Here is a 24023-nt window from a genome sequence, read left to right on the forward strand (position 1 = left end):
TAAATATATAGTTATAGAATATAATATTCTTTTTCTTGTTTTTATTTTTTTATTTTATAAAAAATATTGTCTTAAAATTATCAACACATAACTGCGTACACATAACGTTTTGCAATATCTTTAATTTGATTAAATTTGATTAATCTGATCTATATCGCAATACAATGTGAAAAAGAGATGTTATAGAAAATACCCTTAAAATATTTCAATTTCTTCAATATGATAAAAATAATTATTCGAAAATAATTTTTATTATTTAGTCATCGATTCTTTATTACATAAATAAACTAGCAAAATTTTTACAAAATAAAAATAAAAATCCAAACATAATCTATTTTAGTGAAAATTATTATATCATAAGATTAATAATTAGAAGATTATACAGCATTACATGCATCCGGCATGAAATACTAGATCTTATTTTTTGTGTTAATAATATATGCATATCAATGATTAAAAGAATGTATTAAAAATTACATACCCTCTACTAGATTCTGTTATCCAATCACTTGATTTCTTAAAAAAATACTACAATGATTAATACTACACTTCTCATTTTTCTGGAGTATTTTAAAAAAAACCTTTGTTTTATACAAAATCTAAGAGACAATATTATTTTTAAGGTTCATGTGTAATTGTATTACAAACATAAAATAACCAAGTGTGTTGAGATTGTATATACACATTAGACTTATTATTTATTATATATTATATAGTTAATATTTTTGATATCTCTACTTAGAAAATATATAAAAAATACAATATCATCAGATTTAATCATTGATACCACTTATAAATTTTCTTAAAAATTATATGAATAACTCATGAATATTATTCATTCTTAATTTTTAGAGAAAATCAATATTATCTCATGCCCTATTATTTTAATAACATAGTGTATTACAAATAAAAACTTTGTAACAGCACTCATTTAAACCAATTATAACATATAAATATTACACATAAGTAATATAAAGAATATAAGGCAACATGAATTAATAAGGATCTAAATAATGCCAAGCATTACTTTTTTGCCTCAACCACTATTAGCTTCAGAAAAACTTCCGCTTACTGTGATATCTTTAGAACAATGGGTCGTAATAAATGTTATTGGTGATGAACGTATCAGATATTTGCAAAGTCAGTTAACACTAGATGTTAATTGCCTACGTCTAAACCAGCATCGCTATGCTGCTCATTGTAATCCTTATGGAAAAACATGGAGTAATTTATGCTTATTCCATCGAGGCAATAAAATAACGTACATAGTGCGCCGTAGCTTATATAAGCAACAATTAAATGAATTAAAAAAATATGCAATGTTCTCTAAAATTATGCTAGTTGTAGATGATCAAGCTATACTTTTGGGTATAGCTGGCATCCAAGCCAAAAACGCATTAGATGATTTTTTTTATACCCTTCCAAACATTTTATCACCAGTAATTCAGCAAGAACATAGTACGCTACTATGGTTTGAAAGACCAAAAGAACGATTTATCCTAGTAACAACAATAGAAAAAGCAGATATATTCATGAAATATATTAAAGACAAAGCACACTTCAATAATAGTCTACAATGGCTAGCTCTAGATATTGAGGCGGGCATACCCATTATTGAAAACCATACAACTGGAAAATTTATTCCTCAAGCTCTTAATTTACAAGCATTAAACGCCATCAGCTTTAAAAAAGGATGCTATATAGGACAGGAGGTAGTAGCGCGTGCTACATTTCGTAATTCTAATCAACGTGCATTATATTGGCTATCCGGAGTCTCTAGTAAAATTTTGACCCCTAATGATACATTAGAAATAAAAATCGGTAATTACTGGAGACGCTCTGGAATCATTCTTGCTGTCTGCCAACTCGAAAACAACATAATTTGGATACAAGCTATTTTAAATAAAAACCTAAAAAATACTACTTTATTACGTGCTTATAACGATGAAAAAAGTCAATTTAAAATTAATCAGATATCATATAAAATTTAAAAGGTATACATTTTAAATGTTTAAGTATCATTACTGAATCTGAATTTTATCTTGTAATATAATTCTATTAATAACATGTAATTTGATCTGCGTCTTATAAAGTATATCGCACAAGAATATATCCAAGTATTAATAAATATTATTAATAGTTATATATATTAAAAACACTAAAACTCTTGTTGCATAAAAATTCTATTATTCTATTTAAATAAAGATCCTTAGCTAAAATACCACCTAGTATACAATCAGTCATACATTAGCTAATCTCACAAGCTAATATAGAATTTATTCGTCTAAAATCTGGCAATTCATAGAAAACAAAGATCATATACAACAATTTTTAATTACACTCACAAGACTCTATATATCCAAAATATATCTACCATCTTATTAAAGATTACATATCTATAATGTGATTTAAAATATTTTCATATTCTAAAGCGTTACACGTTTCATGAGAGGCGGTTATAAACTAATTAATCATTGATATGTATCTTCTCTATATAATATAATTAACATATAATTTTAGATAAAAAGAGGAATCTGACGACGCTATATATAGATACAATGCATATTTAAATATGTTTTTAAATTAATTAAGAAATTTTATTTAAATTCATAACTTCTTGTAAAACATTGACAACATCAAATTTAATATATAAATATCAAGAGAAATTTTTTTATTAAAAACTATATATACCTATTAATCGAAACCAAACTTAAAGTAAAACGAAAATTTTTACCTTAATTCTATATACTATGCTAATATTATAATTATAATTATGTTAATTTTATACTTATTAAGATAATAGATAATAGATAATAGATATTAATCAGAATATTATTAGCAATATCCATTGATGTAATAAAAATCAAGCTATAGCAATTATCTGTTAGTGATAACTAAAAAGATAAAATTCCTTTAGTTAATGAAAAATTTCAGGTGTTGCCCTGAGGAATTTACTGTTGTAATCAATATAGCGCTCACGGAGCAGGATATTCTTCTACTATTTTTGTTTGATCTGTCGAATTAAAAAAATCAGACAAAGATGCGCTAGACATCCAGATAATGCTCCTGTGCTTTTTGTACCTCTGACAATATTAGAAATATTAAATACATTTTAAAAAAATCACAGTTTTCTATCTACTTCTTCAATGCTTTACTGGATGGAATAAAAAAAATACATTATTCATTCTAGAATAAAGTTTTGGAGGTAATAAAACACTACAATTATCACCTTCTATGACCAATGTTTCTAAAACCAATCCCCCTTCCGTGTACGAGAGTTGTGATTTCAATTAAAACAAATGATCAAACGGAGAACGACGATGATGAAGTGCCCCTATAGAGAATACCGTGTCAAATGCTTTAATAGAAGGTAGTTTTTCATACCTAGAGGTATTACTTGCAAGTTTCTTCTCATTACCTAATAATTTTCGCGTTGCTTCGAACTGATACACAAAAGAGGCACTAGATCAAGGCACACAACTAGATACGCGCCACATATAATAACCACTCCCATAACCTGCATCTAGCACAAAACGACCAAACAGAGGAAAAATGTGAAGAGAGAGTCTATCCTACTTAAAATCTAATCACCATTCACTTTGAATATGCACCTTAATATAGTATAAAAAAGACCTGTACGCTATAATATAAAATTTCATAATAACTTATTAATTCCTTTACGCTGGTGCTCTGTTATTTGATCCTTGTCCACTACAACATCATGCGATAAATTTAAAACTTCTAGCATTAAACTGAATAAAACTTGTATCGAGCGCTCCCAGCACTTTAAATGATGATACCGTAATTCACGCTGACAGAAAGAGATAAATACAGGTAAGGTGCTTAACTAATGTTTCCAAGAAGCTTTAGAGGTGATACGATAAAAAGCGTAAAAATTTATCATCAGGTAGACCTGATTTTCATACACATATAGAAACAAATTTAAAGCACTCAAACCAGAGCGTATTATGTTGAAAACCAGAATTCTTTGATCCCTGATTATAAGCTGAGAGGTTCTTATTTAGAATAACCTTATCCAATACGCAACTTTTTTGATAAATTTCTAAACCACTTTAACTATTCATATGCTTTAAATCATAGTGCATATCTAGCAAAATATGCTCAACCTTTATATCAGAAACACTAAACTTTTCGGATCAAACTCATATACCATATGGATTCAGCTCACTCCATATGGAATTTAGTAAATTTTAACGTAGTTCTTTTTTATCAAACTATAAAATAAAATTTTACATGATTAATAAAGCGTTATAAATTTCAATATTCTATAGATCATCCTCAATTATTTCAATTTTTGTTTCAGCGCTACAGAAAATATGTATATAAATAGGACAAAACTTAATCATTGCTTCCGAATTATCTACAGAAATAATTTTACAACCTCTGCCATGAATATTTTTCTCAATTTCAATAATAACTGTACCTGAGTTCTACTCTTTAACTAATACTTAGCTAGGCGTCTGATTATTAATAGGAGATCGAGATAACTTGACACAGAACGTTTAATAATACTAGAAAATACCTCAGAAACGTGATCATTCATGTCTATTGATCTAAATCTGCGATGGTTTTGATAATAAATTATCGAGTTTATGCTGGTTAATCATTCTAAATCAGAATCTCTCTTTTTCTAATAGCTTTAAATTGATCAACCTTATTTACGAGTTGAGTATTTCGATATATGTACATATTAGTACATATATCTTTAATATCACATATGTGGGATTAATAAGCCATTTGAGTGTTAAGTATACAATTTTTAAGTATATAAAATAACAGCCATTATGCTAATTTTAGTCCTTTTAAAAAACATCATAGTATAGAATACAAACTTCAGCGCATATATTAGCTAAAATTTAAAAAGTTAGGATAGCTACCTTTTATCTTAACATAATAACCTTAAGTCCTTACTCTAATGTTATATAAAACAATATAATTACAAATCCGTGTAACAATTCAACCATATTTATTTCTTTATAAAAAAATGGTTACCTATCTATATTTTAAGTTAAAATATAGATTTCGCTCAGTTCAGATCGAAAAACTAAAATACCTACACTAAGTTAGTATATATTAATGTCAAAATTATACACTAATCTTAAATTATTATAAGCATAGAATTAATTTCACATAAATTAATCTTAATTTATTTAATTTTAGGCTATTTTTGTCAGAAAAAAAATTATTTAGGCATTATGCTAGCTTATACAATATTTATACATTTAATAAAAAATCAAGCCTCTGTTCATAAACTTAATAAAGTATTACTTATGCTCTTTAATATAATAAATAAAAAATTTTTATTGATTTATTAAAATCATAACAAATGATTACGCATGCATAATTTAATATAATATGAACTTAATACAATATATTTTCTTAAAATTGATCTTTCTTGTAACGCAACCGTTTAAAAACCTGACTCTCATGTAAATATGATCCATTCCTGGTAACTTTTTTTTGCAATTCTATATCTTTAGTTCTAAGAAAAATATTGATTTTTCTCTCATGTGCTAATGTTGTTGGCAAGGTTCTAATATTTTTGGCACGTAACTCCTTTACGTGATAATAATACCTTCTTATGTCAGAATCTTCTGGATAAAGTGCGTGAGAAAAAGTCAAATTTGATAAAGTATACTCATGTGAGCCACATATTAATGTATCCTCTGGTAACTTATTTAAATTATTCAAAGACTCAAACATTTGCTGTGATGTCCCTTCGAAGATTTTTCCACAACCTGCAGAAAATAACGTATCTCCACAAAATAAGTAAGGATAGGAAAAATAAGAAACATGCCCCAAAGTATGTCCTGGTGTGCCAATTACTCTAAAATTCATATCTAAGATATTGATATTATCTCCATGTTGAATAATCATGTTGGCCCCATGACGCCTAGTTTCCATAGGCCCAAACACAACAAGATTAGGATAAATAGTTAACAATCTGAACACACCACCTATATGATCATAGTGATGATGTGTTAATAGAATTGCTTCAAGCTTCCAACGTTTTGTTATGATCAAATCTAAAACAGGGGCGGAATCACTTGGGTCAACAATTAAAAATTGACCATGATCGTTATTTAAAACCCAAATATAATTATCCCGAAGGGCAGTAATGCTTGTTAAGATTATTTTTTGTGAATCCATACTTGTACCATCACAAATTATAATGTGTTGTTATTACAACATCTAAAATACAGTACATAAACCAATTTTTAAAAATTAAAAATATCTTTAAAAAAATAATTTAGGTTTATCTATTAATTTTTTATATTGTAATTTTATGCAATATTCTTAGTGCAACCTATCTAAAAAAATCAGTTTCCGTAGTTTTTTTATAGAAGCAATAACTCTTTCTGCATAATAAATTGCTTAAAAGTAATCATGGTTGCAAAACTTATGTTTACTATATAAACATCACATACTTCAAGAGAATAAAAATTTAGTGTTATATATTCTATAAGAATATATAACACGTAAGTAATATACTCTATTATGTATAGTATCGATTAACTATTTTAAAAAAATAATTTATAAAAAAGTTTTTAACTTTTATGCAATATTAAATCTAAGCTGTCAGTATTATAATTTTCAGATCATTCTACGATAGACTTTCATAATTATATAATAGCGTCAATCTATAAAATAACTCTATTAATGCACAAGGTATAATCTAAATTCTTCCTGATTTATACTATAAACTCTATATTGTAGCTCTAAATTATATAACATTTACCATACAGTTATCCGTTGTTAATCCATGAATCTTTTTTATAATTAAGTACTTTAATACTAAAATTTTATATAAAATCTCATGACACATTACATGTCATGTTATGATATATTATTTGTACTATGTGCGCATCATCTGTCAATATCACTGTTTTTAAATCAAAACCTAATAAAAACTTATACAACATCGTTATCTATTCCAACACCTAATGCAGAAGATTCCGATTCCAATTGATAGCCAAAATCATATAAAGTTGGATTTTCTGCTGCATTTTTAGCTATTTCGTCACAACGCTCATTATCTATATGACCAATGTGCCCTTTAACCCATTTCCAAGTCATATGATGTTGAATTATGGCCTTCTCTAAGCGTTGCCAAAGATCAATATTTTTTACTTTTTGATTATCAACAGTTTTCCATCCCCGTTTTTTCCAATTATATATCCAAAGAGTGATACCCTGTCTTACATATTGACTATCCGTGCTAAGAACCACTATACAAGGTTTAGTTAATGCCTCTAACCCTGCTATTGCTGCCATAATTTCCATACGATTATTGGTTGTCAGATAGAACCCAGAACTAAAAGTTTTCTCATGTCTTCCGTAACGTACGATCGCACAATAACCTCCCTGACCTGGATTACCTAAGCATGAACCATCAGTAAAAACTTCTACCTTTTTAAGCATTGATCAAAGACTCCATTATAGTATAATACCAAACCTAACATAAATGAGCCTAATAAGAGAGAATAGATTCCATGCGTCAAATTATGCTTGATACTGAAACTACTGGAATGAATACTATTGGTCTGCCACATGAAGGACATCGTATCATTGAGATCGGAGCCGTAGAGGTAATTAATCGACGTTTAACCGGAAACAATTTTCATTTTTATATAAACCCAAATCGTTTAGTAGAGCCAGAGGCATTCCGTATACATGGAATTTCTGATGATTTTCTAAAAGATAAACCAACTTTTTCACAGATTGCTGATGATTTTTTGGCTTATATTAAAGGTGGAGAGCTAATTATCCATAACGCCTCATTCGATATTGGTTTTATTGACTATGAATTTTCTAAATTGTATCGAGAAATAGCGAAAATTGAAACTTTCTGCAAAATAACAGACAGTTTATCCATAGCTCATCAGTTATTCCCTGGTAAACGAAATAACCTAAATGCACTCTGTACACGTTACAAGATAGACAATAGTAAACGCACGCTGCACGGTGCGTTACTAGACGCAGAGATTTTAGCAGAAGTGTTTTTAATGATGACTGGAGGACAAATTGCTCTACCTTTATTCACGAAAATAACATCTAATTCAGCTGGAAATAGTCAAAACAGTCATCAAATACCTCATACTTCTGCAAAGCTTTGCGTAATTCGCGCAACTGAAGATGAACTGATAGCTCATGTAGAGCGTTTAAATTTTATAAAAGAAAAAAGTGGAATCTGTCTGTGGGATTTGGATTCCACTCCAAATGAATAATAATATGCTACTACTTTTCTATATAAAATTATTGACGAATATTCTAATCCCATTTATGATACATAAAATATTTAATAAATACATTAAATAGAATGGAGCGGTAGTTCAGTTGGTTAGAATACCTGCCTGTCACGCAGGGGGTCGCGGGTTCGAGTCCCGTCCGTTCCGCCATATATAATGATATACATATATCAATAATCGTTTATCTGTAAGAAATATTTATCTTAAAATATCATTTTTATATACATAATTATAAATAGAACATTAGATTCTAAGTTTCTTTATATTAAAGATAGTTAAATCTAATGTTCCATATATATAAAAATGCTAATATAATATAAAAATCAATACTCTATAAATAAAAAGCTCTTACTAAAAACACGTCTCGAAGATATCTATTATCTTACATAATCTATATAATCCGTGATATTAGCAATACATTACTCATTAAATCTTATTTTTATATTAACAAATCTTTTATTTAAATTAAAGGGAGTATCTTATCAAAAAATATTTCTTTGTGAAATTATCTGTAGCTTTGATTAAATAAAAAAAAATAAATTCATTAAATTTTTTAATAAAATGAAAATAGTTTTGCAATCTTTAAATCTTTAAATCTTTAAATCTTTAAATCTTTAAATCTTTAAATCTTTAAATCTTTAAATCTTAGGTATTATATTAACAATAATTTGAGCAAATACTTCAGTATGCACCTGAAATTTCACTACGTGCTCACCAATTGTTCTTAATACACCATGTGGTAGACGAACTTCACTTTTAATCACTTCTACACCAGCCTTAGTCACGGCTTCAGCAATATCTCGAATACCAATAGAGCCAAACAATTTTCCCTCATTACCTGCTTTAGAAAGAAGCGTGACCATTTTTAATTCATTAATTTTTTTAGCACGCTGATGAGCTATAAAAAGAATTCTGGTAACTTTAGCTTCTAATTCTGCACGCTGAATTTCAAAAAATTCAATATTTTTTTTCGTAGCAGGAACAGCCTTCCCATGTGGAATTAAAAAGTTACGAGCATACCCTGATTTCACATTAATATGCTCTCCTAAACTGCCTAAATTCACTATTTTATCAAGTAAAATTACTTGCATAACCCATAGCCTCTTCAAGTACTGAATAAATAGTTCCGTGATTTACTGATGGTGGTCAGTGTATGGCAGCAAGGATAAATAACGAGCTCGCTTTACTGCACGAGCTAGCTGGCGTTGATATTTTGCTCGTGTACCAGTAATACGGCTTGGTACAATCTTGCCACTTTCTGTAATATAATTTTTCAATATAGCAATATCCTTATAATCAATCTCTTGAATCCCTTCAGCAGTGAAACGGCAAAACTTACGACGACGGAAATAACGTGCCATATAGCTAGTCTCCAGACTCTATGAGTGCAATCTTCTTAGCATGTAATACAATTTTATATAATCCATGACGCCCTTTATAAGAACAAAGAAAACCCTGAATATTCAATGATACCCCAATTACTATACATTGAGCTATATTTTGCTCAATCTTACCATTAATAACTATTGGTATCCAGCACCAAACTCGTCGATTAAAACCAGCTTCTATATGCCTAGAATGGTGCTCAAGAATAAATTGACAATGCGGTATCCCTGATGGGCTTACTGATCTCCTGGGCTCCTTATACACAGTTCCAGAAAAAATTACCAAATTATCTCTACCTGGCATAATTATCCTTCAGTATTCCTAATCTCCAGATCATGAGATATTTCATGTGACACATCCTCTCCTCGGTGCTCCCGGCGGTCATCTTTCACTCTAACCATATGAGATGCTTCGGTGACTGCTTTTTTCATACGTATAACCATGGCGCGAATGATACAATCATTAAATCTAAATTGATTCTCTAACTGATCAACAACTTCCTGTGTGGCTTCTATGTTCATTAACACATAATGAGCCTTTTGTAATTTATAAATTGGGTACGCCAACTGACGACGCCCCCAGTCTTCTAATCGGTGCACAGTGCCTTTAACAGCACTGATGATAGCAGAGTATCGCTCAATCATTCCAGGAACTTGTTCGCTTTGATCAGGATGCACCATAAAAACAATTTCATAATGACGCATAAATTAGCTCCTTAAATAGATTTTTAACTTTGATAGGTCACACTTAACCTACATTAAAGAAAGAAGCAAGAGTGTTAGTAACATTACTATATATAATATATAATATTTGTCGCATTATTCTATATATATATCTTTTTTAATAGATAAATATCACAAGAATAAACATATATGATATAATAAAATTATATCTCATATTGATGAGGCACAAGAATAATTAACAGAAAGCTCTGATTTATAACAGCAAATTATTTTAAATTACTTTTATTTAACGTATATTTGTAAAAAGATATTCTCAATACTCTTCTTGATATAATCATATCATATATTATAAATAATAATCTTAAACCTTTAGTCTATATTTTTGGTACACAAAATTATATTTGATTCATTAATAATTATTTTCTAAAAACAGGAAGCAATGTAAAATTTATTATGTATGAGATATAAATCTAGAGACTAACTCATAGATAATTTAGAAAAAATCTAACCCCTATTTTATTATGATAAAGCAAATAGATGCTAGCATTTAAAATGCTAATGCTATCTGTTTATTTTACTTTTTTCTTTTTAATTACTTTTAATTAATTGTGAGGAACTTAAGTTTTTATCCATCCTCTACATATGTTTCTTTAATTTTTATCTATATTATCATCAGTCAGATCGTCAAGTGCTATTATTGCAACATATCACAGTAATATCATAGTATAGTATATTAATATTATTCAGAACAGTAACATCGAGCATCAATAAATCTACTTTCCTATATAATCTATAATCTTTTTTATAAAAACATTCTGTAACATGTAAACATATGAAACATCTAATTTTATGGTTTATGTAAGGTGAAACGATATAATGTTTACAAAATGTACATAGTAAACGTAAGATTTATATAGTATACTTACTAATATACTATATTTAATATATATATTCTATTGATTATTTTTGCAATATTTGACTTTATAATGTAAAGATAAAATTAATTTTGAGAAGATGATTAAATAAGATTTAATAAATATATACAAAAATTCATATAATAATTTAGTTATTTATCTTAATTAAGCTGTTTATCTTAAGGAAAAATCTACCCCCTTCGATCGAAATAATAATAAAAATATATAATAATAAAAATATATAAAAGATTTGTGATAACTAAAAGCTATCATTTAATTAAAAATATATCTTAAAAAGATTAACATATAATAGACAAACAATATATGAACCTATAAACACAATAACGAATCACAAAAAATTACTTTTCTAAAACAAGAGAGGATTTTGGAGTTATTATTGGTTATATAATATTAATATCTCTGCAAATATGAAAAATTATAAAATAGTTTAATCTCATTTTTAAATAAATCACCTTTTATCATATATATATTAAGTATGTACGTTCATTTATTGAGTTTATATCTTAATTTTAAAAGGATCTCACTTTATGATAGCTTATTTTCTTATAAAAACCCATAAGATCTATTTAAATTATGCTACAAAATAACCCATTATTAGTGCAGCTAAAAAAAACTCTCCAATCAAAAATTAGATATGTAGAGGGTGTAGTAAAAAGCACAGAAAAAGATTTTGGCTTTCTAGAAATTAATCAACAAAAAAGTTATTTTATTCCGCCACTATTTATGACAAAAGTAATGAATGGTGACCGTATAATAGCAAGTATTAAACATGAAAAAGATCGTCTTGTTGCATATCCGGAAAAACTTATACAACCTTTTCTAAAACGTTTTGTTGGACGAATAGAAAAAAAAAATAACCGTCTATTTATCATGCCAGAGCGTCCCTTGCTAAAGCAGTCTATCCAGTGTAAACCAAACATGCATTGTATGAGATATCCTTTACAGGAAGGTGACTGGACGATAGCAGAAATGCTCCATCATCCACTCACAGGAGGCGAAAACTTTTTCGCTGAAATTATTGAGCTTATAACCAATGAAAAAAATGACTTGGCGCCATGGTGGATCACCCTAGCACGTTATAATCTTGAGCGTAAATCACCAAATATAGACTCCAAGACAGAGATGTTAGACGAATCTCTAGACCGTAAAGATCTCACTCAAATGCCTTTTATCACTATCGATAGCGCTGGCACTGAGGATATCGATGATGCATTATATATAGAAGACATTGGCAATGGCAATCTCAAACTTATTGTCGCTATTGCTGATCCGACCGCCTATATATCTTCTGGTAGCCCAATTGATACTATAGCTGCAAAAAGATTATTTACTAATTACTTACCTGGTTTAAATATTGCAATGCTACCGCGCTATTTATCACATGATGTCTGTTCTTTACTCCCAAACAAACGGAGGCCGGTTCTTGCGTGTCAAGTTATAATTTCTCCTAATGGAACACCTGATCGCGATATCCAGTTCTTTGCTGCTTGGATTACCTCTAAAGATCAACTTATCTATAACAATGTTTCCGATTGGCTGGAAGATCCTCAAAAAAGTAACTGGAAACCAAAAGATGCAATAATTTCTCGACAAGTAAACCTGCTAAATAAGCTGCGATTATCACGAAACCAATGGCGACAAGAACATGCACTTTTATTTAAAGATCGTCCAGATTTTCGTTTTTTATTAAGTAAAAAAGGAGAGGTTCTAGATATTATTGCTGAACATCGACGCGTTGCAAACCGTATCGTTGAAGAATCTATGATTCTTGTAAATATTTGCGCCGCTAACTTACTGAGCGATCACTTTGGTTTTGGTATATATAATGTTCATCGTGGATTTGATCCAATTCATAGAGAGCAAGCAGCCACCATGCTAGTCAATCATGGTATTAATGTTAATCCAATAGAGATGGCAACATTAGAAGGGTTTCGCATGCTACGCCGACAACTAGACGCTCAACCAAATCATTTTCTTAGTACTCGCATTCAACGCTTTCAATTATTATCTGAAATTAAAACTACTCCAGGTCCGCACTTTGGTCTAGGCCTAGAAATGTATGCAACCTGGACCTCTCCTATTCGAAAATATGGAGATATGTTAAATCATCGCTTAATAAAAGCTATTATTAAAGGTGAAAATGGTGTACGCCCAAGTAATTCTCTAACAAGAAAAATGTCTGAGCGTCGCCGACAAAACCGTATGGCCGAAAGAGATATAAGCGATTTACTGTACTCACGTTTTTTACAAAAATCAATTGATAGCGCTAAAAAATTTAGCGCCGAAGTGATTGATATATCAAAAGGTGGTATGCGCGTCCGATTACAAGATAATGGTGCGACAGCATTTATTCCTGCTTATTTGATTGAAGAGGAGCATAATGATCTCGTATTTAGTCACGTTCATGGCCATATAAAAAATAATAACATTATACTTTACCGTATAACCGATATTATAGAGATAGTAATTATAGCGGTGAGGATAAAAACACGCAATATTATTGCTCGTCTAGCGAAAAATTATTAATAATTATTAATTATTACTTATAGTTTATCCGTGTCAAAATGTTATATATAAAAACTATTCATCAAGACACATTCAATTTTTTTCTTAATACATTCTTAGGTAAGAATAAGGTATTTTTGCATACTATCCTAAATTTTATAATTAATTTTTCTATTGTAGACTATTTTGCTACCATTGAGCAATCGATCTCCTTCTTGCATACTTAAGCACAAAAAAATAATACAAGTATTTTAAAAATATTTGCTCTTCATTCTTTCGTACAAACAAATATATTTCAAGGGTTTTTTTAAAAAACAGACATTATAATTTACTAAATATATAACATTTCCAACGCGCTTTGCATCACTTAATAGCTATTGTTTATATCGTTTAATCATACACAAAACTCCGTACCTTAAGACATAATATAACTATTATAAAATATATAGCATCTCGGATCATTAGGTACTCTAAATTTTCTTGATTGAATCGATTACTTTCTATTTTTAAAATCTCTACACTATTGCTGTTGTAGTTTTTTTTACTGAATTTTTTAGAAGACAGAGGTATATAAAACGTATATTACTAATCAATACTTCTACAACAATAGAACGGTAGTTGATAATACCCTTATACTACTCTAACAATAAAAATCTTCTGACTATCTATAATATAAGCATCATAGATTAAGCTTTACTATACATATATATAGTAAAAAAATAAAATAAAGTTATCAAGAAGACTAATTTTTATTTCTTAGTATTATTATACAGAAAATTTCTATAAAAACTATAATACTAGAAAAATATTCTACATTAGAATAATTACACTATAGTATAGTAAGATTTATATCTTTATGCAGATCTAGGAATTAACCTCAATGGCTGTTTTATATTATATAATTCAAAAATTTTCTAGAGACTCACTATTCTGCATAGCGCATATCTATTAATTTTTACTTATAGTTATACATAACTATTTAATACATACTCTGTTAGTAAATAGAGGAGAACTCTTATGGATATTAATAATACATGGTGCGAAACACTTTACTCTGGAATAGGACAGCATTTTTCTATTGACAAAATTCTCTATCATCAAAAGACTCATTATCAAGATTTGATGATTTTTGAAAATATGACCCTAGGTCGTATTATGGTGCTCAATGGAATAGTGCAGACTACTGAATATGATGAATTCATATATCATGAAATGATGTCACATGTTCCTTTGCTTGCTCATGACGCACCGCGTCATGTATTAATTATTGGCGGAGGAGATGGTGCTATACTGCGTGAAGTGAGCCGTTATAAAAACATCCAACAAATTACAATGGTCGAAATAGATAACAGGGTAGTAGAACTATGTAAACAGTACTTACCAAAACATAATGCTGGTGCCTATAAGGATTCTCGGTTAAAACTAATCATTGATGATGGAGCTCATTTTATTCAAACAACCCATGAAAAATTTGATATAATTATTTCTGACTCTACCGATCCTATCGGACCAGGGAAAAGCTTATATACTACAGATTTTTACCAAGGATGCCGAAACCACTTAAATGATAATGGTATTTTTGTAGCACAGAATGGTGTTTGTTTTTTACAATATGAAACAGCAATTGAGAGCTATACAGCACTCAAGAATTATTTTAGTGATGTTAGTTTCTATCAGGCCACTATACCAACTTATTATGGTGGTATCATGATCTTTTCTTGGGCAAGTAATAATTCTTTGCTTCGTAAGATAGATATGCATACGTTAATAAATCGCCATAAAAAATCAGGTATCCAATGCCGATATTATAATCCAAAAATCCATGCTCATAGCTTTGCTCTTCCACAATATTTATTAAATATGCTCTAATAATGGTTAGTATTTTAAGGAAAATCACTTGCAAAAGCTAAAACTACATGGTTTTAATAACCTAACAAAAAGCCTAAGTTTTTGTATTTATGATATTTGTTATGCTAATACTAACGCGGAACGTGACGGGTATATTGCATATATTGATGAACAATACAATGCCAATCGATTAACCGAAATTCTTAGTAAAACCTGCTCAATTATTGGTGCTAGCATATTAAATATTGCACGTCAAGATTATGAACCACAGGGTGCTAGTGTGACCATGTTAGTCAGCGAAGAGCTTATTGACCCACGTGATATTAACATCTCTGACTATCCTAGTCTTTTACCAAGTTCAGTCATTGCACATCTTGATACAAGTCATATATGTGTTCACACTTACCCAGAAAGTCATCCGGCAGGAGATTTGTGTACTTTTCGTGCTGATATTGAAGTATCTACCTGTGGCGTAATCTCACCATTGAAAGCCTTAAACTATTTAATTCACCAACTTGAATCTGATATTGTTACTATAGATTATCGGGTGCGTGGTTTTACTCGTGATATAAATGGGATTAAGCATTTTATCGATCATGAAATCAATTCAATACAAAATTTTATGTCAGAAGACATAAAAGCAATGCATGATATGTTAGATGTAAATGTTTACCAGGAAAATATATTCCACACGAAGATGCTTCTAAAAAAATTTGATCTTAGACATTATCTTTTTAATTCCAGACTAGAAGACTTAGGCGCACAAGAACATAAACGAATCACTAATCTTCTCTGGAAAGAAATGAGAGAGATTTATTATGGTCAGAATATTCCATCTATTGGTTAAAGTATCTTAATTTTTTATTAATAAAATATGTATAATAAATATACGTTTTATATTTATAAACTTATCATTATAATATGATCTTTTTCTAATTATATCCATAACAAAATTCATTGATAAAATCAATAGCAATAATCAATAAGTTTAATCACTAATTCACAACCTATAAAATTAGTATGTAACATAATTAATGATAAAAATCATTAAGATTTCATCTTAATGATTAATTCATCATACACATACTATTACCATATAGTAAACTATTATAATTTTTAACTTGTCATTGTTTCTATAGATTAATTTAGTTTTAAAATTTTAAAAAGATTTTTTTTGATAATTATTTTTATCCAGATTATTAAATGCATAAATAATTATATTATAGAAAAAATTTAAAAAAAATCAGAATTAATTTCATTAAAATATTTATCAATGAAATGTTATTTGATAAGTATCATATATATAGTTATTTTAATCCACTCATTAGCGCTATTCTATATTTATTTTAAATTTTACAAGATATACCTTTTATAATTCACACATAATACCCAGAGTATTTGATAGTGTTCAATATCAACTAAAAACAATACAATGACCATACCTTTGTGCAACAAAATATAATATTATTCTCATAATTATAAAATATGAAATACTTACGATATTTTCTTTATTTATATTGTTTGATATACTATATAATTAATACTTTTTTAATATAATTAATTGATTACTATTCTATAATTTTTTAAAAAATTCTTAAAATAAGAATAAAAATAAAAACAGATATTTGACTATAATCTATCTTTAGCGTTTAAAATATCTTAATTAGTTATATTAATTTTATCATTGCTTATCTAAAAAACTTATGTAACTATAACCACCATTTTAACAGAACTGCTTGAGTACTTCTTTTATATCAATCACACAGACATTCAAAAAAAACAACTTTTTAAGTGCTGTAAAGAATTTTTTAAATCAAGATTTAATTACATACGTTATGTATATCAAAATTTTTATTTAAGTGAAAATCAATTTTAAAAAAAATTTATTAAATAATAGATAGAGATATATATTCTTAATTTATGTCAATGATTGAAAAATACAGAATTATTTTTTATTAATATAATTAATATCTAGATTTAAAAAATAATTACACTATAATTTTAAGTAAATTAAATGACTGATAATAATCTTCTATATAAAAAACGTAATTCAATATATTAGTTATAACTAAACACATTTAATGATATTAAAACTAAAACTATCGATTTTGTTAAAAATAAAAATATCATAAATCATTTATTCATTCAGATTATATTTTACTATACTAATTTTAAAATAACATCAAAGTGATATAAAATCAATGATATCTAATATTTTTAATAAACTCTCTCATTGATACATAAAAATATCATTTTTCTCACTCAAAATTATTAAAATGATTCTATAATGGTTAGAATTACTGAACATCTCTCGTATAATTTCCTAATAATCCATAATATAAAAAATCATAAAAGTACTAATTTTTAAGATATATATAAAAATACTTCTTTATTTTAAACAACGTTGTATAAAATAATAACTTTGTTTAATTTTTAATTAATTACTCTAATCAAGTATATTTCACCAAATAATAAAAAAAAATTCCAAATAATCATAGATCATTAAAACCCATTAATTATCGAAATTATCTACTATGTTCGATAATTCACCATAACAAAACTTATAATCTTTATCGAAAGATATTGTATTGTGATTAAAATGCAATAGAACCATCTTTTAGAACAAGAGCTAATAAAAAAAAATACAAAATATTATAACAAACTATCTATATGTTTGTATTGATGATATTTTCTCTTAAACTCGATCAGCAATATCTGTACGAAAAATTTTATCCTTCCAGGAAATTAGACTAGCTACTTGATAAACATGATTCTTGGCTTCAGACATATTTTCTCCTAACGCGGCTACACATAACACACGACCACCATCAGTAATTATTGCACCATCTCGCAATGCGGTGCCAGCATGAAAAACTTTACAACCTAATTTCTCTGAGAGAGAAAGACCATTTATTTTGTAACCTTTAATATATTTTTCAGGATAACCCCCAGAGGCAAGAACTAGCCCGACTGCTGGACGAGGGTCCCAAATAATAGATTTCTGGTCCAATTCTCTATTTATTGCCGAAAGACACAAATCCACTAAATCAGATTTTAAACGCAACATAATTGGCTGGCTTTCTGGATCGCCTAAACGACAATTAAATTCAATAACTTTAATCTGCTTATAACAATCAATCATCAAACCTGCATATAAAAAGCCTGTATAAGGAGCTCCTTCTAACATCATCCCGCGCACAGTAGGACAAATGATTTCGGTCATAATACGCTGATGCATTTCATCCGTCACAGATCTTACCGGAGAATAAGCCCCCATGCCTCCAGTATTTAACCCCGTATTTTTATCACCTACTCGTTTATAATCTTGACTAGTTGCCATTGGTAAAATATTTTGACCATCTACCATAACTATAAAACTAATTTCTTCTCCTTCTAGAAATTCTTCTACTATAATATGATTACCCGCCGAACCAAATATATGCTCACATAAAATACTTCTTATCGCTAATTCTGCATCTTTCAGTGTATCAGCAATTATTACTCCTTTTCCAGAAGCCAATCCGTTAGCTTTAATTACAATAGGAGTACCTTTTTCACGCACATACTGAACCGCCGGTGCAACTTCAGTAAAGTCATTATATGAAGCTGTTGGAATGCCGTGACGTACTAGAAAACTCTTAGAAAATACCTTTGATCCTTCTAATACAGCTGCTGCCTGAGTAGGGCCAAAGATTTTAATACCAGCCTTACGAAATACATCTACTATACCAAGCAACAAAGGTGCTTCAGGACCAACAATTACTAAGTCAATCTCTTCAGAAACTGCAAAAGACAATAATTTTCGAAGATTGGTAGATTGAATAGATATATTCTTTAGCATAGGATCCAATGAGGTTCCAGCATTACCTGGTGCAACAAATATTTGAGTTGCTAATTTTGACTGCGATATTTTCCATGCCAGTGCGTGCTCACGAGCACCATTGCCGATTACTAGAATTTTCATCTTCAACTCATTTGCTTAAAACAATTATTTTCAGAAAAATTTACAGGATAACAGATGTGATTGTTGTCTGTTTAAAAATCCACTGTTACAATCTCACTATTTAATATAAAATTGCACTTTTCTTTTAAAATTGAGATTAGATAGCATGAAAATAATATTTAATCTCATATATAAGATATAAAATATAAGATAAATTTATTAGTTGATTGTGTTTAAAACGCTATCTTAATCTCTTGCAAAAAATAATAACTTTAATTTTAAAAAAAAGATTTTTATAATTCTGAACAGTTACATCTCTAAATATTATCAAAAACATCTGATTAAAAATATTTTAATGAACAATTTTACTCATAAAAACTCTATAATTAAAAAGTTATTAACATCTTATCCAAAATAAAAATATATAAATACATGCATCTAATTTTATCAAATTATTAAAAGATAATAATATATAAAAGAATTTTAAAAAACACTAAATTATCGATGCTGAGTATATCTTTTATACATTGATTATTGTTTTAGCGCCATATCCTTAAAAACATTTTTATTCGTACAATGATTATTATATAATATATTATTTTATAATTTTTAAAAAAAATAATATTTTTATATATAAATGATGATGTAATTTTACAATAATCAAATAATCAAATAATCAAATAATCAATATATGATGTAGTTAATATAATCAATTATTAATACTCTTACTAACAATAGCGACTATTAATGACAAAAATGACGAATATCAGTAAACATCATGACCATCTTATGTTCATCAGCTGCAGCGATAATTTGATCATCATGTATAGAGCCGCCTGGTTGAATTATACAGGTTACACCTTGATCAAAAGCAATATCAATACTATCACGGAACGGGAAAAACCCATCAGATGCCATAACTGATCCTTCTATGTTCAAACCTGCCTCCGCAGCCTTCATTGCAGCAATTTTTACTGAATAAACGCGGCTTGTTTGACCGGATCCTATACCGATAGTCCTGTGATTACATGCATAGACAATAGCATTAGACTTAACAAATTTTACTACCTTCCAGCAAAATAGTGCATCGCTTAACTCCTTTAGAGTAGCTGTACGCTGGCTTACAATACGTAATTTTTGTTTATCTATTAGATCAATATCATAATCTTGAACTAATAAACCACCATATACACTTTTTAAATCTAGACTTTTTTGTTGGGCATTCCATTTTCCAAAAGTTAAAATACGAAGGTTTTTTTTAGTAGCAGTGATTCTTAAAGCATCATCGTTAACAAATGGAGCAATTATAACTTCTACAAATTGTCGATTAATAATTTCTTTCGCGGTAGTGACATCTAAAGCGCGATTAAAAGCAATTACTCCGCCAAAAGCAGAATCTGGATCAGTTTGATAGGCGCGTATATATGCATTAGTAATATTATGACTTAATGCAGCACCACAAGGATTAGCATGTTTAATAATAACACAAGCAGGTTGTTCAAACCCTTTTATGCACTCTAATGCAGTATTGGAATCGTTAATGTTGTTGTATGAAAGCGCTTTTCCTTGAACTTGCTTTGCAGTAGATATTGACGGTTCTATACTTGTGTTTGCTACATAAAAAGCTGCTAATTGATGCTTATTTTCACCATAGCAAATATCCTGTTTTTTAGTGAAATTTAGATGCAAAATATTTGGAAAACGATTAGGCGGCTCACTTGTATTACTATTCGATCCAAGGGTTAATTTTTTAAAATAATTAGCAATTTGATTATCATACTCTGCAGAGTATTCAAATGCTTTTATTGCTAAACGAAACCTGGTATTCTCCGTAAGTGCATTATTGTTTGCATCTAATTCTCTTAGAATATTTTTATATTCACTGCTTTCTATCACAATGGTTACATTTCTATAGTTTTTAGCAGCAGAACGAACCATAGCTACACCACCGATATCAATATTCTCAATAGCAGTATCTAATGTGCTACCATTAGATGTTACCTTCTGAAAGGGATATAGATTAACCACTACCATATCAATAGGTAAAATTCCATATAAATTCATCAAACTATTATCTTGATCACGACGACCTAAAATTCCACCGTGAACTTTAGGATGCAGCGTTTTTAAACGTCCACCCATCATTTCTGGCACTCCAGTATAATCGGATACTTCAGTAACAGATAAACCGGCATCAGATAAAAAACGAGCAGTGCCTCCAGTAGAAAGTATCTCAATCTTTCTGTGACATAACGCTTGGGCAAATTCAAGAATGCCTACTTTATCTGACACGCTAAGTAATGCTCGACGTATGGGAAAATATTCTATCATATCATTTCAGGTCCTTATATTATATATAAGTTAGATGTTATCATAATAGTAAGATTTATCTTGCTATTGTTAATATTTAAAAAAATTAAAAAAAATATTAATTTCTATTATTATAAATAAGCACAAGATAACTCGAATACCGTATCAAGTATAAAAATTATAATTCTAAAATTCGTATCAGTAAGTATTAAGATTTTCATATAATGCTATTAACAATATACCTTTATTTAACAACAAACTATCTACCACGCTTTTGTATTAAATAGATCTTCTGTTATTGATTTATTAATTGTACTATATCTAATTTTAATTAGATTATTAATCTATCCTATCTCCTGTAGGTCGATATAAAAAAATCTATTGTCATTATAATAGATTTTTTTATTAGTAATCTGTTAACCAAAAAAATAAAGCTATTTAAGCAAACAAAGCACACTCTTATGCTATTGCATTTAATTTTAAAATTTATTTAATAAGGTGAATTTTTGATGGGTAAATATAACAGAGAGACTTTCATCTTGACTAAAAAATAAATAATCAATTCATCTAGATTCCAATCATAACCAAATAATATTCATAGTGCTTCTACATATAAAGCATGTATTATAAAATATAAAAATCTATTTAAATTTTATATTTAAAATCGCATCAAACACAATCAATCATCAAAAAATAAACATAATTATCACAAGAAAGTCTTCTAAAATAATTCAGACATCATCTGAATTATTTTAATTATTTTAATATTTTTATATTAAGATGAATTATTTATCTGAGATAATACCAATGTTAATAACACTAATATGATAATTATCACTTAAGATCAATTAAAAATTGATCTAAAAACTCTATTAAAATTAAGAAAAATAATTTTAATTGATCATAAAACCTTAAATATACTTTTTTAAAGTTGATAAATATTTAAGACTATGATCTCTTAATGGCTAATCAGCTATAGAAAAACCAAAAAATTATGTATTAGAACTTTTTTAGATACAAAAATAAAACAAAATATAATCTCTTTATAAGATACCTTAGTGATCACCAATACTTATGAATAAATGCCGCAGATATATATTTTATGTTTATAGAAAATTTCTAAGTAGCGCGATATATAAAAATTTTTATACAAAGCTTAATGAAGTATTTGTTCATATAAATAAATAAAATTAGTCAATATGACGTATTTTTCTAAAACTATCTTCTTTTATATCAACTTCAGTATTTAATTCATCTAACTTACAAAGCATTAAATCACGGCAATAATTAGCCAGTTTTCGTACAGATTGATTAGTATACTGACGCGTATCAATTGGGGTAAGCATTTCAACAATCGAAAAACCATTACTAAGTCGATTGAGCTTAATTTTCTGATGAGTATTGGACACTACTACTGGAATAATAGGTACACCAGCTTCTATAGCAGCATAAAATGCACCGATTTTAAAAGGCAATAAACCGCGACCATAACTACGTGTACCTTCTGGAAAAATCCAAAAAGAAATTTTCCTTTTTTTACACTGAGATACTAAGTCTATTATAGTATTATATGCCTTAATACTATTTTTTCTATCGATTAAAAGATTGCCACTCAACCAATAGAGAAGACCAAAGAATGGTATCCATAAAAGACTGGTTTTACCCACTGTCACAGTAGTTGGCTGTAGCATATTAGCTGCAGTGATCATATCAAAATTATTTTGATGATTACATATATAAATTGCATTCGGATAATGTTCAGCCCCTTTCGGTTTTCGCAATTGCACCTTAAGGCCAAATACTGGAGCAAGTCGTCCAAATAGACGACTAAAAATAGCTACGTGCCGCGGATTTCTTGGACTAATTGAGCAATAGATACAACCAAAAACACAAACAAATATCGAATATACTATCACTATAAAAGTACGCAGTACAGCAAGCATTGGATCTTATCCTTTAAGGTAATAACCCTATTATTTCGATATGAAAGATTTTCTGGGGTTATGCTTGAAAAATAGAAATAATTGTTACCAGGATCTTCCTGCCAAAAACAAATAATATTAACGAGATGTTGAAACCTATATTTTTTTATTTTAAATTAAAATCTGTACTTTTATAAAAATAAATAATCACATGACCAATG

Annotated in this window: 14 protein-coding genes, 1 tRNA gene and 1 pseudogene; 6 read left to right on the top strand and 10 right to left on the bottom strand. The window is 28.5% G+C overall.

Annotated elements, in window-relative coordinates:
- Positions 1-1013: 1013 nt before the first annotated feature.
- Entirely contained in the window at positions 1014-1991 is a 978-nt protein-coding gene (gene ygfZ, locus ERCISPPA3004_RS02370; protein WP_157990505.1) for a tRNA-modifying protein YgfZ, read from the top strand.
- A gap of 984 nt (positions 1992-2975) precedes the next feature.
- On the opposite strand, the pseudogene ERCISPPA3004_RS03390 reads toward ygfZ, so the two are convergent.
- From ERCISPPA3004_RS03390 to rnhA, 3 genes and pseudogenes are all read right to left on the bottom strand, one after another.
- A pseudogene (locus ERCISPPA3004_RS03390) lies at positions 2976-3560 on the bottom strand (DUF1698 domain-containing protein); the annotation flags it as partial.
- Between the two features lie 1840 nt (positions 3561-5400).
- Positions 5401-6156: a hydroxyacylglutathione hydrolase gene (gloB, locus tag ERCISPPA3004_RS02395; RefSeq protein ID WP_157990693.1), complete on the bottom strand. Its 756-nt coding sequence runs from the start codon at positions 6154-6156 to the stop codon at positions 5401-5403.
- Between the two features lie 777 nt (positions 6157-6933).
- Complete coding sequence (gene rnhA, locus ERCISPPA3004_RS02400; protein WP_157990508.1) at positions 6934-7443, bottom strand: ribonuclease HI; 510 nt, start codon at positions 7441-7443, stop codon at positions 6934-6936.
- A 71-nt stretch (positions 7444-7514) separates the two neighbouring features.
- Between rnhA and dnaQ the strand changes: the two genes are divergently transcribed.
- Positions 7515-8249: a DNA polymerase III subunit epsilon gene (dnaQ, locus tag ERCISPPA3004_RS02405; protein ID WP_157990509.1), complete on the top strand. Its 735-nt coding sequence runs from the start codon at positions 7515-7517 to the stop codon at positions 8247-8249.
- A gap of 94 nt (positions 8250-8343) precedes the next feature.
- A tRNA-Asp gene (locus ERCISPPA3004_RS02410) sits at positions 8344-8420 on the top strand.
- Between the two features lie 488 nt (positions 8421-8908).
- On the opposite strand, the gene rplI is transcribed toward ERCISPPA3004_RS02410, so the two are convergent.
- The 4 genes from rplI to rpsF are packed head-to-tail and all read right to left on the bottom strand — an operon-like array spanning position 8909 to position 10360.
- Positions 8909-9361 carry a 50S ribosomal protein L9 gene (gene rplI, locus ERCISPPA3004_RS02415; RefSeq protein WP_157990510.1) on the bottom strand — a complete coding sequence of 151 codons (453 nt, stop codon included), beginning with the start codon at positions 9359-9361 and terminating at the stop codon, positions 8909-8911.
- Between the two features lie 42 nt (positions 9362-9403).
- On the bottom strand, positions 9404-9631 hold the full coding sequence (gene rpsR / locus ERCISPPA3004_RS02420; protein WP_157990511.1) for a 30S ribosomal protein S18: 228 nt from the start codon (positions 9629-9631) through the stop codon (positions 9404-9406).
- A gap of 4 nt (positions 9632-9635) precedes the next feature.
- A complete protein-coding gene (priB, locus tag ERCISPPA3004_RS02425; protein ID WP_157990512.1) occupies positions 9636-9959 on the bottom strand; it encodes a primosomal replication protein N in 324 nt (107 codons plus the stop codon).
- Positions 9960-9961: 2 nt separating this feature from the next.
- Positions 9962-10360 (bottom strand): 30S ribosomal protein S6, encoded by a 399-nt coding sequence (gene rpsF, locus ERCISPPA3004_RS02430; protein ID WP_157990513.1) that lies wholly within the window; start codon positions 10358-10360, stop codon positions 9962-9964.
- Positions 10361-11847: 1487 nt separating this feature from the next.
- On the opposite strand from rpsF, the gene ERCISPPA3004_RS02435 reads away from it, so the two are divergent.
- The 3 genes from ERCISPPA3004_RS02435 to speD all read left to right on the top strand — a co-directional run bounded on the left by ERCISPPA3004_RS02435 (position 11848) and on the right by speD (position 16474).
- Positions 11848-13800 carry an exoribonuclease II gene (locus ERCISPPA3004_RS02435; RefSeq protein WP_157990514.1) on the top strand — a complete coding sequence of 651 codons (1953 nt, stop codon included), beginning with the start codon at positions 11848-11850 and terminating at the stop codon, positions 13798-13800.
- A gap of 996 nt (positions 13801-14796) precedes the next feature.
- Positions 14797-15648 carry a polyamine aminopropyltransferase gene (gene speE, locus ERCISPPA3004_RS02440; RefSeq protein ID WP_157990515.1) on the top strand — a complete coding sequence of 284 codons (852 nt, stop codon included), beginning with the start codon at positions 14797-14799 and terminating at the stop codon, positions 15646-15648.
- A 28-nt stretch (positions 15649-15676) separates the two neighbouring features.
- Positions 15677-16474: an adenosylmethionine decarboxylase gene (gene speD / locus ERCISPPA3004_RS02445; protein ID WP_157990516.1), complete on the top strand. Its 798-nt coding sequence runs from the start codon at positions 15677-15679 to the stop codon at positions 16472-16474.
- A gap of 1848 nt (positions 16475-18322) precedes the next feature.
- Here the strand turns inward: speD and purD are convergent.
- The 3 genes from purD to ERCISPPA3004_RS02460 all read right to left on the bottom strand — a co-directional run bounded on the left by purD (position 18323) and on the right by ERCISPPA3004_RS02460 (position 23823).
- Positions 18323-19591 (bottom strand): phosphoribosylamine--glycine ligase, encoded by a 1269-nt coding sequence (gene purD / locus ERCISPPA3004_RS02450; RefSeq protein ID WP_157990517.1) that lies wholly within the window; start codon positions 19589-19591, stop codon positions 18323-18325.
- 723 nt (positions 19592-20314) lie between these two features.
- Positions 20315-21901, bottom strand: coding sequence for a bifunctional phosphoribosylaminoimidazolecarboxamide formyltransferase/IMP cyclohydrolase (gene purH, locus ERCISPPA3004_RS02455; protein WP_157990518.1), 1587 nt, complete (start codon positions 21899-21901; stop codon positions 20315-20317).
- A 1169-nt stretch (positions 21902-23070) separates the two neighbouring features.
- Positions 23071-23823, bottom strand: coding sequence for a 1-acylglycerol-3-phosphate O-acyltransferase (locus tag ERCISPPA3004_RS02460; RefSeq protein ID WP_157990519.1), 753 nt, complete (start codon positions 23821-23823; stop codon positions 23071-23073).
- Positions 23824-24023: the final 200 nt, after the last annotated feature.

Source organism: Candidatus Erwinia haradaeae (assembly GCF_900698995.1).
Lineage (GTDB): Bacteria > Pseudomonadota > Gammaproteobacteria > Enterobacterales > Enterobacteriaceae > Erwinia_E > Erwinia_E haradaeae_C.

Coding starts and splice junctions, on each gene's coding strand:
- rplI (WP_157990510.1), bottom strand. CDS start 9,361: ATGCAAGTAATTTTACTTGATAAAATAGTGAATTTAGGCAGTTTAGGA.
- ERCISPPA3004_RS02460 (WP_157990519.1), bottom strand. CDS start 23,823: ATGCTTGCTGTACTGCGTACTTTTATAGTGATAGTATATTCGATATTT.
- purH (WP_157990518.1), bottom strand. CDS start 21,901: ATGATAGAATATTTTCCCATACGTCGAGCATTACTTAGCGTGTCAGAT.
- rpsF (WP_157990513.1), bottom strand. CDS start 10,360: ATGCGTCATTATGAAATTGTTTTTATGGTGCATCCTGATCAAAGCGAA.
- rnhA (WP_157990508.1), bottom strand. CDS start 7,443: ATGCTTAAAAAGGTAGAAGTTTTTACTGATGGTTCATGCTTAGGTAAT.
- ERCISPPA3004_RS02435 (WP_157990514.1), top strand. CDS start 11,848: ATGCTACAAAATAACCCATTATTAGTGCAGCTAAAAAAAACTCTCCAA.
- speE (WP_157990515.1), top strand. CDS start 14,797: ATGGATATTAATAATACATGGTGCGAAACACTTTACTCTGGAATAGGA.
- ygfZ (WP_157990505.1), top strand. CDS start 1,014: ATGCCAAGCATTACTTTTTTGCCTCAACCACTATTAGCTTCAGAAAAA.
- priB (WP_157990512.1), bottom strand. CDS start 9,959: ATGCCAGGTAGAGATAATTTGGTAATTTTTTCTGGAACTGTGTATAAG.
- dnaQ (WP_157990509.1), top strand. CDS start 7,515: ATGCGTCAAATTATGCTTGATACTGAAACTACTGGAATGAATACTATT.
- rpsR (WP_157990511.1), bottom strand. CDS start 9,631: ATGGCACGTTATTTCCGTCGTCGTAAGTTTTGCCGTTTCACTGCTGAA.
- purD (WP_157990517.1), bottom strand. CDS start 19,591: ATGAAAATTCTAGTAATCGGCAATGGTGCTCGTGAGCACGCACTGGCA.